The following is a 15,629-nucleotide window of genomic DNA, read 5'->3' as shown; positions in this document are numbered from 1 at the left end:
TATATTTTGAAGACGCAATACTTGCCGAATGGAAAAGTTGGCAATCATTGCGCAGACCTGCCTGCCATCCGCCAGGTAGGCAGGAAAATCAAAAAACAAGGTAACATTTTGCCTTGCTACGACACATATATTAAACGTTAACTACAATTATGACCAAAAAAGCTTTATCTATTATTATTGCATTGATTGCAATTCTAGCTTGTAAAGACGAGACATCTAATAAGATCTATATTTTGGACAAATCGGAAATAAATCATGCTAAATATCTAAAATCTGCAATTCCATTTCAAAGAATGAATGATGATGGAAAAAGGTATATTCGAAAAAAAGGTGGTGTCGGCGGAATAAACTTACAAAAACCCCAGTTAGATAAATTAATTGAGTGCAATTCTCCCGTAATTGATGATTCCAAAGCCGTACTGGTAATGGATTTTCCTTCAAAAAAATCTATTGCTTATGAAATTTACAATGAGAAAGGGTTTACGAAAAAAGAACTTGTAACTGAAATAAGCCAAGCATATTCTATAATTTATGATGAAAAAGAAAAATATGAAATAAGTTATCGCAATTTATCGGATCTGGAATTGTGTGGCATTTTGAAATATCAAAAAGATAATGTAACATATTTAGTTACAAGAGTAGAATTAATAAAATAAATGTAGTTAACAGTTTGTATAATGCATGTGCATCCTTCGGGATGCAAACGCACCATACAAGAGACGTTATGGCTCATTAGCGAACGACACAGCAAGAAACTTATATGACAGAATTAACCAACGACCAAAGAAAATATTTCGGACTTGAACCTGTTATGGATTCGTGGGACAAAGTTCAATTCAAAGGAGATACATATCGACCTGACTCAATATTGTATTTTGAGGGAGATACGATTAAAAAACAAGTGATTTCTACCAACAAAGAATATAAAGAGATTCAGTTTAATGAGCAGACCGAAAACAGAGAGCTTATTTTACCAAAAACAAGAAAGGGCAAACCTAAAAAGTTGACTCCTTCAGTACTTGAATCGAGGACACCAATAGGAGTTTATTTAAATGTGAATTCAGGTGGAGGTTTAATAATTGGAAACCACACTTCGCAGACTACTTTTTATTCAAGAGATTGGGAGTACCGCAGGACTGATTCTGATTTAGAAAAAATGATTGTTGAATTCATTAATAACTCTCCTTCTGACCATTTGACACAAATTGAAGAATTTAGGAAAGCTAAACGTAAAAATGTTAAATATAAATCAGGTGATTTTTTCGCCTTTAAACTAAACAGAACTGAATTTGGATTTGGTAGAATTCTTTTTGACGTAAATAAAGCAAGAAAAAGGAAATTACTACCAGAAAATCACGGACTGAATTTATTAATGGGGCCACCATTGCTGATTAAATTGTATGCATATAAATCTGTGAGTAAATCAGTGGATATTGAGCAACTTAAAAATAAAAAGTCTTTACCGTCCGACTTTATTATGGACAATATTGTCTTTTACGGAGAATTAGAAATAATAGGTTATTTGCCGCTTGAGATAGAGGAATTTGAATTTCCAATTTCATATGGTAGGCGGATTGACCAGACACCTAATGTCTTCTTGCAATGGGGTTTGATTCATAAAGAGTTGCCAAAGAAAAAGTTTGATAAATACATCACCGCAATTAACGATAAGCTGCCTGAGAAAAATCCCTCAAGACATTTACAAAATCCTTATGGTTATTATAGTATTGGATTTAGACCAAAATTTGATTCTGTTGACATAAATGAAACGATTGATAATAATGGGGATTTTGATTTTACAAAAGGAGAGCATTACAAACTTGATTGGGATTTAAGAAACCCGAAAAATGATAAAATTCGCACTGAGATAATGAAAAAGTTTGGACTTGACCCACAAAAGAATTACGAGGAAAATTGTAAAATTACAGGGACAAAAAGTATTATCGAATTGATTGAGGAAATGAAATAACGAGCCATAACAATGTATATACAAAATAGGCGTGACGGTAGTAAAGTTAAGGGTTGTAGCCCGCTTCAACTTAGTAACGGTTTGATAATTCTGGAGCCCGCAATCGTCTACTTTGCATGTACTAAACGTTAGGATCAATTAGAATCGGATGAAAAGAAAATCAGGATTAACAGTAATTGCAGCATATTTTTTGACGCGTATAATGGCACAAGATGGTTCGAATATAAGATATTACGAGCCGACTAATCTTGATAGTTCGTTAATTGGAAAATATTGTCACGTTGATTTTGGGGAAGAATCATTTGGTGGAAGAGCTATTGATACGATTGAAATCAATGTGAAAGGTCAAAAGATGAAATTCTATGAACATAGGAAAGATAATGGATTTAATAATTGGTTTAATGAGCAATATTTGATTCGAGTTAAGGACAAAAATCAAACATCAACTCGACTTCAAAACTCGCGAATTGACAGCTTAACAACTAACAAAATATATCTAACTAGTGTCCTAAGCTATTATGTAAACGAATCACCAATTGATACAATAACTGTTTTTCAACATTGGTATGACCGAAAGAACATTTCGAAAGTTCTGATAAAAAAATAAAAGATGCTAACACTGTATATAGCAAATAGGGCGTTCGGTGGTTTACGAAAGTTCAGTGCTATTTAACAACACCGCCAAATCGTTGATTTGGATTTTAAGAATGAATAAATTAAAAACAAAATACAACGTTTTGACTCAGTGCAAACTTGAAAGTTTATTGCTTTCTACTGCCCTACTTGCCATATACTAACCGTTAGCTTTCATTAGAAATGATAAAAATTAATAAATCGAACTACGAATTTTACAAAGAAATTTTCACAATTATTTGGGAATTTGAAGCGAAATATGCAAAAATGGATCCTAAAGCGGAGTTTTCTCCTGTAAACGTGTTACGAAATTGGGAAAAGGAAAGTGAATCCCTAGCTAGAAAAGGATTGAGAGAGGGATTAAGAGATTCATTAACTGGACTTAAAGATTTACCGAATGATTTAAAAACGGAACTGAATAACAATTTGACTTCGAAAAAGTTTCCTTCATTAAATATTTTGACTTCTCAAATCAAAAATTTACCAAAAAAAGTACTCGAAAAAAAGAAGATTAAAAATCTTGACGAATATTATATTATCAAAGAGGTTTTAAATGATTTGGAATATGGAATAACGGAATCGCAACGGACTGAATTGAATAAAATATTTGGAGAGTTTGAAAGAAATTATATAGAAAAAAACGCCAGCTAACAACACCTATGCGATAATGCGGATTAGGGTTTGACCGAAAGGTCTTTGCCTGTTTGATTTGTCGCCAAAGATTTAAATTTAGTATTTTGGAAAATATAAAAACAAAACACAAACTTTGGCTAAGTGCTGATTCGAAGACTAGCGATTTTTTGCTTCCGCACTACGCATAGCTAAACGTTGTAGTGCATTTAAGAAAAGCTGTAACAAATATTAAAAATTACAATCTTTAGGGTAGAATTTAATCAACATTATGCGAACTAAAATTACTCTCTTCTCACTTGTGCCAATTTTATTGTTTTCTTGCAAACCAAATAACCAGAAAAACAACTCTATCGAAGGAATTTGGAAATCCATAGGCTATGGTGAAACCCTGAAAATAGATGCTAATTCTTATGAATATTTTGACATTACAGATATTTCTTGCTTACCTGCAAAAAAGGGCAATATTTCAGAAGTCAAAAATTCAATGAAAATTTCAAATGATACGCTAACCATAAGACGTGGATTTAGCAAATACCGCTATGTAAGAATAAGCGAATTTCCAGACTTGTGTAATCAAAAGACAAAAGACAAAAACGACATTTTATATAATTTTGAAGTTTTTGCAAATACTTACAAAAACCACTATGCCTATTTTGACCTCAATAAAATTAATTGGGACAGTCTTAACATAAACTCAAAAAACAAAATCAATTCAAAAAGCACAGAAGTTGATTTATACTTAATTATTGAGGATATGATTGAAAAATTGAAAGATAATCACGGTTCGATAGAACCAACTGATGAGGTTTACGAATTAGCAGAAAATCAAATTCAATCAGAATTAGCGGAAGAAGAAACAGAAGAACTAAAAGAATATGGCGATTTTGAGATTGCTGGAATTGTTGCAGATTATTATCTTAAGGAAGATTTGACCAAGGACACGTGGCTTATGAAATGGGGAAAGATGGAAAACAATGTTGGTTATATTCAAATCAAGGCAATGTTTTTATATGCAGATTTAAATTTAAACAATAGCCTTATCAAGAAAAATGGATTTGTGTCAACTTATATGGACGCATTTGATAGTTTGAATTACGAGCAACAAATTACAAAAGAAGTAGCTGGAATAAGCAAGTTAATGGATAGGATAATGCAAGACCTGAAAGAAACAAAGCATATTATTGTCGATGTCCGTTTTAATGGTGGTGGACAAGACGTAGTAGCATTAGAAATTTTGAGACGATTTAACGCTGAAAGAAGACAAATCGCCTTTAAAAAAGCAAGACACAATAATAGCTACACTGCAAAAACACCGATTTATTTAGAGTCAGCCAAAAATCCATATACAAAACCAGTTTATTTATTGACTTCTCAACAGTCTGCAAGTGCTACTGAAATGTTGGCATTAAGTTCAATGGAATTAAATAATATAAAACGTATTGGCTCAAGTACAAATGGAGCAATTTCAGACGCTTTGCAAAAGACATTACCAAACGGTTGGTATTTTTCACTTTCAAATGAAATTTACACAGATAATAATTATAAATGTTATGAAAATATTGGAGTTCCTGTTAATTATGAATTGAATTACCCCAATGATAGACAGACATTTTTTAGAAAAGTTGCTGATGATTTAGAAAAAGATAAAAAGAATATTTTAAATGCAATAAACGAACTACAAAGCAAGTAAAAACGCACAACAACAATGTATCCTATGGAAAGCCTTAGACCAGTTTCTCTATTTACTATTTCTACGTGTTCATAAGTCGCTTAACGCTGGTCGGCGGATTCGACTACCCTTCGACAAGCTTAGGACAGGCTCTCGAATCCACTCAGAATTGCTAACGCCAATTCTTAACCCAAAATAATTGCATATTTACTCGTAACTGAGGGTTGTACGAACCGTTAAGTGTAATGCACCAATCCCAAAATCAATAATTCAATGTAACAAAAGAACTTTACCTTCGTCATAATAGAAACGTAAAAACTTTACATGAAAAAAACACTTATTATTTTACTTTTAGTAAGTACTCAAGGCTCTTTTGCACAAAACATTGAACGATATGTAGATAGTATTTCTAAGAAACATTTTGAAAATAAAAATAATGCTGGGTTAAGTATAGGAATAATTAAAAACCACAAACAAAATGCGTTTTATTATGGTGGTAAATACACTAATCAACTAAAGGACGTAGATAGCACTACTCTTTTTGAAATAGGTTCTGTCACTAAGTTATACACGACATTTATTCTTGCATCACTTGAATATGAAAATAAAATAAATCGGTCTGATTTGCTATCAAAATACTTACCCAATAACATAACAAAAGATAAAGACTGGGCTTCAAAAGTTAAATTGGTTGATTTAGCCACTCACACATCTGGACTTCCCGCTTTTGACAGTACGAAAAGCTTAGTCCAACTTGATGGTTTCGATGAAAACAACCCTTATGGCATGTTTACAAAAGAGTTTATGTTCTCGATATTGAAAGAGACTGACACTTTGGATAATTATGGTAAAGTTAAATATTCAAATTTTGGTATTGGTATTTTAGGGTTGGCAATGGCTGAATCTCAAAAAACAAAATTTTCATATTTATTCGAAAATTACATAATTAAAAAATTAAAACTAAAATCAACCTATTTAAACTTAACTGAAAATAATCTAACAGATGTAGCTATTCCACACAGAAAACAAGAATCAATGCCTTTAATTCATTTAGCAGAACTAAGTCCGTCTGGTAGTATAAAAACTACTATGCCAGATTTGCTAAAATTTCTCAAGGTACACATTCAACCTGAGGTTGACCAAGAAAAATTAGTTCAATCCCTTCTTGCAAATCAGCTAACAAATAGCGAACAAAAAGTAGGTTTAGGATGGGGTATTCATAAAATTAAAGATGAAACCGTCTATTTTCATAACGGAGGAACCTATGGAAGTTCAAGTATAGTTATAATTGTACCTACAAAAAATACTGGTGTGGCTATATTGTCTAATAATAGTGATGAAGGACAATTGACAAATTACGCATTAAAAATCGTTGGAGAACTAATAAATTAAAAAATTGGCTAGTGCTTAACCGAAAAGTAAACGCTATTTTACACGCAACGAAGCATACACAAACACTTTGTTTTAATTATAAAGAAAAATGAAAAATATCTATTTACTAATTCTAATTATCGTGGCTGGTTGCTCAAAAAATTATAATGATGAGCAAGAAATCATGACTGCCGGAGTAAAAAAAATATTTGAAAGTGACCAAAATGATAGAAAATCCGAATTAAGATGGTCTAGACTTTCTAAAAGAGATGAGCTAAGAAAAAAACGAGCAAATCAACTAATAGACTCGGGGCTTGTTGAATCCGCAAAAGAACATCAAATGGTGGCATATGTTTTTCAACATGGTAATGATTCTAATGATTATGCCAAAGCCGTAAGTCTTATGAAAAAAGCAATTGAATTAGACTCTACAATTAACAAAAGATTGTATGCAGCAGCTACAGATAGATATCTCTTAAGTACTGGTAAACCCCAAATTTATGGGACTCAGTATTCCAAAACTAAATTCAAGCCTTGGATTATGAAGAATTATGACACAACAAAAGTGTCTGATAAAGAAAGGATAGAATTTGGAGTTGGTACTTTAGCAGAGCAAAGAGCTAAGCTCAAGAAACTAAATAATAATTAAAAACAAACTACACACTACAATGGCTCCTATGAAAAGCCTTAGTCCGGTTGCTTTATTTACTATTTCTAAGTGTTCATCAGTCGCTTCGCTCTGGTCGACGGATTCGACTATCTTTCACTACACTAAGGGCGGGCTTCAACTAATCTCCGAGCAATGGCAAGCATCTCTGTTTATTCAAAAAACAGTAACTTTGACACCCGAATGGACGGTTAGATAAGACCGTTGCCTATAATCACAATAACCAACCTTAAATGCCACTACCAAAATCAATCATTACATTACCCGCAATTGTATTTATCTTATTTTTCAGCTCCTGCAAAAAAGATAAGTCTAACTCCCAATCACAAGACAGAGAACAACTAGTTGAACATCAGATTGATTCCATTGTAAATCCTTTAATAGAAGATACTATAATTGCAGGAACAGTAATTGGTATTGTAAAAAAGGGAAAAATTATCTTTCTAAAATCCTATGGTTACGCTGATATCGATAAACAAACTCCATTGGCAACCACAGCCGTGTTTCCGATTGCATCAGTGACCAAAACATTTACGGCAATAGCAACATTGCAGTTAGTGGAAAAAGAACTAGTCGCTTTGGACGATACTATTGAACAACATCTTGATTTTAATACCAATGACAAAAGCGTAACGGTAAGGCAATTACTAAACCACACTTCGGGGATTAAAGACTATACCGAGACAGACATCCCTGTACAATTACAGGAAATAGGCTATTCTTCAGATAATTTTCTACGTCTCCTGGAGCAAAAAGAATTCGATTTTGAGCCAGGAACGGCCATGGATTATAATAATTCAGGTTATTACTTATTAGCCCTATTAATAGAAAAAATAAGCGGCTTATCCTATGAAGAATATTTGAAAAAAAATATTTTTCAGCCAATAGCTATGCAAAATACTGGTAACTGCTATTCAATAGCAAAAGATTCAATCGTAGGCGGTTATACTATGAATGAAGAGGGGAATTTAAATCCCACTACATTAGGCGATCTTCAAATGGCAAAGGGAGCTGGTTCTCTATGTTCAACTGTTGAGGACTTGCTAAAGTGGCAAATTGCGCTGTATCATTCAAATGAACTTTTAGAAAAAAATGCATACAACTCCATGACAACGGCAAACAAATTACGAAATGGTGCTGTGACTAACTATGGACTAGGTCTAGAAATAAATCAACACGAAGGTAATAAGGTATTTTCTCATAATGGAGTAATTGAAGGATTTTTATCGGACACAAGGTATTTTCCAGAAAGTGACTTAACCGTTGTAACCTTAATAAATACCTTAGGAAAAGTAAAGCCTACGAATATATCTAATTCTATTGCTGATTACTTTATCCCAAAAAAGAGCATTACTAAAAATTTTGAGGGTAACTTGGAAAGTTTGAAGGGTATTTATACCGGAAAAGTTATGGGGCATCCCATAGAAATGCAGGTTATTGAAGAAAAAGACCAACTTTTGATTCAAAGTAGCAAAAAATATCCGATTACGTATGTCGGAGGAAATACCTGGATTGCTGAAGATGGATACACCTATGCATTTGTGAATGATAGGATGCAAGTTAATGCACCAAAGATGAGTATTATATTAAAAAAACAGGAATAGCACATTGCCAACGCTATGTATATGCTCATAGCAGCGAATTGATCAATCGAATCGTTGTTGTATTTTTGGTAAGGCGCAATGATTGCAGAAAGTAATCCCGATAGCTATCAAGAAGCAATCAATGCGCAGAAATATCAAAAAGCTAGGTAATATTTTGATTGGCTATGAGACATTTAGTAACCATTGTGTGTAAGCCATAAAAACTAAAAAAAATGATTCATCCTTTACTAAATGATTCTCAAGAATACGTGGAGGAAACTTTTGAAGAAGTTAAAACCCGATATATTGAATTTGGTAAAGATTTGTATGAGATACTAAGAGTGGATGAGCCTAAAATATTTGATCATTTAAAATTCTATAAAGCGACTAAATTGATTGAAAAAACTAGTTGGGGAGAAGCCGAAACCGAAAATAGTTACGCGATATATGATGATGGAAAAAAATCTTTTGGAATACAATTAGATCCTTTGACACCTGTTATTTGTCTTCATAATCAACAAACACAAAGAGAAATTGGGAACTGGAATGGAAATGATTATTATGCAGAATCTCTAGAATTTATAAGAACAGAATTAATAGTAGGAATAGAATAAAAAGCCTTCACACAACATTATAAATGAAATCCGAGCAATCCTGTATTTGAATGAGAGGCCATTCCTTTTTAGAATGATGCTCCTATGAAAAGCCTTAGTCCAGTTGCTCTATTTACTATTTTATTTTTAATTATCTCATAGTGTTGATTTTTAAGTGTTTTAACTATTGGCAAATCTTTCCTAGATGCTTACGATAATACCACTGCTCCACTCCACCAATACTCACTAGTACTCTATTTTGACAGTAAAAAAAATGCATTGTACTCAGCATATCTCTTTTTGATAACATAATATTTGGTATTTTTAGGTACTTATAATCGCTATACTTAATGAAATACGTTACACTTGTCATCACCTTGGTACTTACCCTTACCATCTTTTATGTCCTTAATACCAAAATGGGTTCCCTCCCTCCTTTGGGACAGTTTTTAAACCCAGTTTCAGGGATCTGGCAGAATGAAACTGACGAATCCATTAGCGGAGCGGTCTCTATACCTGGATTAACAGACAAGGTTACCGTACATTATGATGAACAACTAATTCCGCACGTTTTTGCTCAAAATGAACACGACTTATATAAAGCGCAAGGGTATATAACCGCAAAACATCGGTTATGGCAATTAGAGTTTCAAACACATGCTGCAGCAGGCCGTTTATCTGAAATTTTTGGTGAAGGTGCGCTAACCTATGATCGCACAGAAAGACGACGTGGTATGGGCTATGGCGCAGAGCAAGTGATAGCGTATATGAAACAACACGATCCTGAAACGCTAGGTTTTATGCAGGATTATGCAGATGGAGTCAATGCCTACATCGATCAGCTCCATCCAAACGACTATCCTGTAGAATACAAGTTATTGGATTATACACCAGAACGTTGGTCAATAAAAAAATCTTCCTTGCTATTGATGTATATGACCAAAACCTTAGCAGGATATGACGATGATCTGGAGTATACGAATGTATTGCGCCTAATCGGAAAAGAAAATTTTGATTTATTATTCCCGGATTTTTTCGACAGTACTGATCCTGTAATCCCCAGCAATACCGATTGGAGTTTTATTGATGTACCCCAAACACCGCTTCCCGCTAGTAAGGCGGTGTTGGATACCATACCAGAAACCATAGCAAAACCTCATCCGGATAATGGTAGCAATAACTGGGCGATTTCTGATAAAAAATCGGCTACTGGTAATGCTATATTGGCCAATGACCCGCACTTAAGTCTTAATTTACCGTCCATTTGGTTTGTTATGCAATTAAGCACACCTAGTCACAATGCCTTTGGCGCAACAATTCCCGGGGCATTAGGTGTTATTTCAGGCTTTAATCAACACATCGCCTGGGGTGAAACTAATGCCACCAGAGATGTCATTGATTGGTATAAAATAAAATTCAATGACGACCGTACGCAATACCGATACGATAACCAATGGAAAGATGTTATGGTTAGGGTCGAAGATATTAAGGTAAAAGGTAGAGAGAATTTTAAGGATACTGTACTGTATACCCATCACGGACCAGTCGTTTATGATGTTAATTTTAAATCTGATAATGAACGCTCCGGGTATGCGATGCGATGGATAGCCCATGACGGTGGCAATAATCAAAAAACGTTTATTGAACTGAATAAAGCAAAAAATTACGATGATTATGTCAATGCGTTACAACATTGGAATGCTCCGGCTCAGAATTTTGTATTCGCTTCAACTCAAGGTAATATTGCATTGTGGATTCAAGGAAAATTTGCGAATAAATGGGAAGGGCAAGGTAAGTTTCTGATGGACGGCAGTAAACCCGAAAACGATTGGCAATCCTATATCCCTAAGCGATTTAATGCACACACCAAGAACCCGGAACGTGGTTTTGTAAGTTCGGCGAATCAACATCCGGTAGATGAAAACTATCCGTATTATGTATTTAATGACCGATATGAAACCTACAGAAATCGTGTAATCAATGATTTTTTTGCATCTAAGGAAACCTTTAGCGTTCAGGATTTTAAAGATTTACATAATAACAATTACAACCTTAAAGCCGCAGAACTAGTTCCATATATGTTAGAGCATATGGAAACCTCCTCACTATCTGAAGACGAAAAAACGATCTATAACGAGATTAAAGCCTGGGATTTTAATAATGATATTAATGAAGTTGGTCCCAGTATATGGAGACAATGGTATGGTAAATTATATACGATGCTATGGGATGAGTTAGACAGCGATACGATGGCATTGACCAAGCCCAAAACCTATCAAACCATTTATATTCTAAAAAATTACGGCAACCACGAATTTATGGATATTGTGGAAACTAAGGATAAAACCGAAACAGCAAAGGATTTGTTTCTATTAGCTTTTAAAGCAGCTGCGAAGCGTTTAAAAGAAATAAAAGAAAAAGACGGTGATTATACCTGGGCGAATTATAAAGGCACCCATATTGGTCATTTGTTGCAAGGCCTGCCTGCGTTTTCGAGATTTGATATTCCGATCGGGGGCGACCGTAATATTGTCAATGCCACCTCAGAAGATCATGGCCCTTCTTGGAGAATGATCGTAGAGATGACTTCTCCCCCAACAGGATTAGGAATTTACCCGGGCGGGCAATCCGGCAATCCGGGCAGTAAGTACTATGATAATTTTATTGATGATTGGGCTGCTGGTACCTATCATAGTCTTAATTTTATGCAATCTGATCAAAAAACAACGGATATCATCGGTTCACAGACCTTAAAACCAAAGCAAAATGAGTAAAAATAGAATCAATTTCATAGCAACCTTAGGGCTGGCAATTTTATTATCATTTGTGCTACCATGGTGGTCTATTATGATCGCAGCTTTACTATCAGCATTGAGTATTCCATTACAAAAAGCAGCCGTATTTTTTATTCCGTTTTTGGCCATAGTAGTTTTTTGGATACTGTACTGTTTTATACTGAGTAGTGCCAACGATTTCATCTTAGCTAAAAAAATAGCTCAATTATTACAAATTGGTGGTAATCCATATCTATTAATTTTATTAACCGGGATTATAGGCGGTGTAGCTGCTGGTATAAGTGGTATTTTAGGGAAGCAGCTTTCAGTAGTTTTCCTCCACAAGAAATAACCTAGTTGAACTATACCTTTAAACTTGAAGACTAAAAATTAAGTAACCTATGCATAAAGTAATATACTGTATTTTATTTCTTGCTATCCCTTTGGCATCATTTGCCCAGACAAAGAAAACTACCAACACAGCGATTGCATTGGCTTATATGAAAGCCTATGGAGATTGGGATTTTGATTCGATGAAAATATTCTACTCAGACGCTATCCATTTTGAAGACCCTACTGCAAAAGAAGCTTTTAAACAACCGTTTGTGTTTGACGGTAAAGAAAGCGTATATACCTTTTTTAAAGATGTTTTTAAAGATCAATTTGAAAATGATAAACCACCCTATGTTGACTTCAAGATAAGTAAAACGTTTTCTTCAGGGTCACACACTGTAGTAAATTCAACGTTTGAATGTGTTTTACCTGCCGCTTGGTTCAAAGAAAATAGCGAGGAGACAATTCTCATTTCAATACCCTTCACCACTATATTGACCATTGAAAATGGTTTGATAACAAAACATATAGATTATGGAGATTATACAACGTACTTTGAACAAATTAATGCGCAAATCAATAATTAAATAGCGATATTGACCAAGACGATTAACAAAGAGGCTGTTCTCCCCTATCCATTTTAAAAAATTTAAACAAGATTTCTTCAAAGTTGTCTTAGTCAATGCTACTTGTATTTAATAAATTCGGCGTCTAAAATAGATATTTACTCCAGTATAGACACCTTTCGAAACTAGCACACGAAATAAATGACCAAAAATAACTACTGTAATTCTTTAATTGTATATGGATCTTGGGCCCCTGGAGGCAAAAATCATTTTTTGGTTGAAGATTTACCTGGAGCATGGAAAAAAGGTGTGATCCTTGCAGGACACGGTTCTAAAGGAGATGACCTACACCCAGGAGAAGCTGTAAAAATAGAAGCTTGGATTATCGAGTTTGCAGATTGTACTGCTCCACTATTTTCTGAAGAATGGGAAAAGCAAAAAGTCCTGCTATATGAACGATGGACTGCATTAGATACAAAAATGGGAATGCATTTAGTCCGAACTGCGCATAGTTGGTGGCCAAAAAAAGCAAAATGGTGGCATAAAGAAATTAAACCGATACGAGGTGAAAATGGTCAACAGGTAGTGAATATGTATGTACCCATTGAGAATTTTCAATATTTAAAAAATCTTAATGATTCCCCTAGCCCTGAGGATGAAGATGACATTAAAAAATTATGGCTCCAACAATGTTCAGGAGAAAAAAATTACGACACCTGTCAATTTATTTCACTCATAAAAGACTGCACCTTACAAGAGTGCAAAGAAATGTTTTCAAAGCTTCCTAACATAGATTTATTTTTAGATAAACTTTCCAATCTATATCAAGATATGGCGTATAACACTGGTTACTTATTGAAGCAGACAGATGATGAATTTTACCTGTATGTAACCCCAAGACCAGAGCAGAAAATAAATTCGACTCAAGCTTCTAGTTTGGTTAAAAGAGAGATTAATCAAAGGTGTTTATTATTAGAAGGTCAAGGTTTACATAAAGAAGCTGACCTCTTAAAAAATGTAACCATTACGATCGGTGAACCTCCTAAAGCAACTTCTTCAACAAAACATACTGAAGATGCCTATGAGATGGCCACTGAAATCATACAGGACGCAACATACACCTTAAATGAAGATTGGCAATATTACTTATTAGAAGCTTGTTATGGAATTACCGCTAATTATGAGGTAAGAGACTATCTAATGGGTGATTTTTATGGTATAGATTATGATTTCAGTAGTAACTATAAACTTTGGAAAGGTGGTTGGCACTACTCCATACACGAAAACACTTGCTATCTTTTCCAAGAATAAATCAGTGATTAACCCTTACAACCAGTTTTAAAGCCAAGGTACCTAACTAATAATTACTTATTGATAACATCTACAATTTTAATACATTTGGGCACTTAAAAAAATGCTTAGATAGTAACCTACAGCTACCAGATTGAATAAGATGAAAAAAATAATATATACATTACTCTTGCTAGGAGTATACAGTTCTGCAATTGCACAAACCAATAGCCAAATCAAAAAGAATATAGATTTACTCCTTATCGCTGAGCAGCAACAGGAAGCCATTACTTTTTTATATCAAATCATACAGCAAAATCCTAAAGCCTTGGTTAGTTATAGTAAGGAGCTTTCAAATAATTTAAATCAAGCGCTACAGACGGGTGAATTTAATTATGCCCTAGCTAATCTGGCACTAGAAACTTCAGCTTCAAGCACTTTTCAATTATCACCAGCTAGTGAAAAGGTTCTTAGTAAACAAAACGAGTCAATTCGACAAAAATTAAAGCAAACTGATTCGTATCACAATTGGATATGGGAAGATGAAGCCTATATGATGGGTAGAGCCGAATCTGGATTGATTCTTGATTTATTAGGATACGGAACGAGTCAAACTTCCTTGGAAGAACTTAAAGCTTCTCTAGATTATTTTACCGATAATAGACCTAAATATTTTGCCGTTGCCGCCCTATTAAGAAGAAGTGGACAAGTAAATACTAAACATTATCAGTCTTTAGCGAAAGACGATGAAACCAGGGGATTACTATACATGCAATTAAAAAATCTAAATAAGTTATCACTGTTTCCCGAAGCCTATCATACGCAGATCCAATTATCTAAAGCTGATATGGTCAATTGGTTAATTTATCCAACTGAACTTAATACATTTCCTACAGAAATCGAATTAGTAAAAATGTTTACGATCGAATACAGTGATGTAGGACCTGCTGATTTTTACTTATGGAAATTTAGGGCAGACAACGAAAACTGGAAAAATGATGGCTGGATGGCAGGGCTCTCAGGACCGTTTGTAAGAGCCAATGGACCATCAATGGATGCGTATGGCTATACCTTTAGTGCATTTACAGCATTTGATAAAAAATCTCCAGAAGAACATTTTGATGAAATCGTAAATATTATTGAGGAGTGGAATGCTAAAAATAAGAAGTAAATAGTATCGTATTCAATAAAATAATGGCGCAAGGAGTTTTGTAAGCATTGCTCTAGTCAAACTTTTAAAATACTATTTAAGATGTTAGACAGGTTTTATAAAACATTAAACTTAAAATATTTTTTATCATTGCTGAAGTACTTTGCTAAAAGGTGTACCGATATACTAAACTTCTATTTTATTAATTTTAAATCGAACATTATCTTTAAACCAATTGATTGAATTAAAAATTTTAAGCTTGCAAGACCACTTATATGTAAAACAGTTAATATGGTTAATGAATGGTACAAACGAAACTTATTTATCTAAAGAGATATAGTAGAAAACACGGAAGAAAATGATAGGGAGCTCATCATTATCGGAAGTGGTTATAATCG

Annotated in this window: 14 protein-coding genes; all 14 read left to right on the top strand. The window is 34.0% G+C overall.

Annotated features, from left to right (window positions below; all coding sequences use genetic code 11):
- Nucleotides 1-149: 149 nt before the first annotated feature.
- The 14 genes from EV197_RS10480 to EV197_RS10415 all read left to right on the top strand — a co-directional run bounded on the left by EV197_RS10480 (nt 150) and on the right by EV197_RS10415 (nt 15,252).
- Nucleotides 150-656: a hypothetical protein gene (locus EV197_RS10480; RefSeq protein ID WP_130286709.1), complete on the top strand. Its 507-nt coding sequence runs from the start codon at nt 150-152 to the stop codon at nt 654-656.
- Nucleotides 657-760: 104 nt separating this feature from the next.
- Entirely contained in the window at nt 761-1,969 is a 1,209-nt protein-coding gene (locus tag EV197_RS10475) for an immunity 26/phosphotriesterase HocA family protein (RefSeq protein WP_130286708.1), read from the top strand.
- Between the two features lie 148 nt (nt 1,970-2,117).
- A complete protein-coding gene (locus EV197_RS10470) occupies nt 2,118-2,576 on the top strand; it encodes a hypothetical protein (RefSeq protein ID WP_130286707.1) in 459 nt (152 codons plus the stop codon).
- Between the two features lie 293 nt (nt 2,577-2,869).
- Entirely contained in the window at nt 2,870-3,253 is a 384-nt protein-coding gene (locus tag EV197_RS10465) for a hypothetical protein (protein ID WP_207224204.1), read from the top strand.
- Nucleotides 3,254-3,503: 250 nt separating this feature from the next.
- Nucleotides 3,504-4,925: a S41 family peptidase gene (locus tag EV197_RS10460; protein WP_130286705.1), complete on the top strand. Its 1,422-nt coding sequence runs from the start codon at nt 3,504-3,506 to the stop codon at nt 4,923-4,925.
- Between the two features lie 303 nt (nt 4,926-5,228).
- The gene (locus tag EV197_RS10455) at nt 5,229-6,296 is read left to right on the top strand and encodes a serine hydrolase domain-containing protein (RefSeq protein ID WP_130286704.1); all 1,068 of its coding nucleotides are present in this window, start codon (nt 5,229-5,231) and stop codon (nt 6,294-6,296) included.
- Nucleotides 6,297-6,384: 88 nt separating this feature from the next.
- Entirely contained in the window at nt 6,385-6,924 is a 540-nt protein-coding gene (locus EV197_RS10450; RefSeq protein ID WP_130286703.1) for a hypothetical protein, read from the top strand.
- Nucleotides 6,925-7,175: 251 nt separating this feature from the next.
- Entirely contained in the window at nt 7,176-8,546 is a 1,371-nt protein-coding gene (locus EV197_RS10445; protein WP_130286702.1) for a serine hydrolase domain-containing protein, read from the top strand.
- Between the two features lie 212 nt (nt 8,547-8,758).
- Nucleotides 8,759-9,139 carry a hypothetical protein gene (locus EV197_RS10440; protein ID WP_130286701.1) on the top strand — a complete coding sequence of 127 codons (381 nt, stop codon included), beginning with the start codon at nt 8,759-8,761 and terminating at the stop codon, nt 9,137-9,139.
- Between the two features lie 329 nt (nt 9,140-9,468).
- The gene (locus EV197_RS10435; protein WP_130286700.1) at nt 9,469-11,892 is read left to right on the top strand and encodes a penicillin acylase family protein; all 2,424 of its coding nucleotides are present in this window, start codon (nt 9,469-9,471) and stop codon (nt 11,890-11,892) included.
- Nucleotides 11,885-12,244, top strand: a complete 360-nt coding sequence (locus tag EV197_RS10430; RefSeq protein ID WP_130286699.1) for a hypothetical protein — start codon at nt 11,885-11,887, stop codon at nt 12,242-12,244. Before EV197_RS10435 ends, EV197_RS10430 begins: the two co-directional genes overlap by 8 nt.
- A gap of 49 nt (nt 12,245-12,293) precedes the next feature.
- Entirely contained in the window at nt 12,294-12,812 is a 519-nt protein-coding gene (locus tag EV197_RS10425; RefSeq protein WP_130286698.1) for a nuclear transport factor 2 family protein, read from the top strand.
- A 180-nt stretch (nt 12,813-12,992) separates the two neighbouring features.
- Entirely contained in the window at nt 12,993-14,102 is a 1,110-nt protein-coding gene (locus EV197_RS10420) for a hypothetical protein (RefSeq protein ID WP_130286697.1), read from the top strand.
- 142 nt (nt 14,103-14,244) lie between these two features.
- Nucleotides 14,245-15,252, top strand: coding sequence for a hypothetical protein (locus EV197_RS10415; RefSeq protein ID WP_130286696.1), 1,008 nt, complete (start codon nt 14,245-14,247; stop codon nt 15,250-15,252).
- The last annotated feature ends 377 nt before the right edge of the window (nt 15,253-15,629 follow it).

Origin of the sequence: Aquimarina brevivitae, from assembly GCF_004216895.1 — a bacterium.
Classification (GTDB): Bacteria; Bacteroidota; Bacteroidia; order Flavobacteriales; family Flavobacteriaceae; genus Aquimarina; species Aquimarina brevivitae.
Note: the sequence above shows the minus strand (reverse complement) of the source record. Positions and strands in the feature narration are given on the sequence as shown.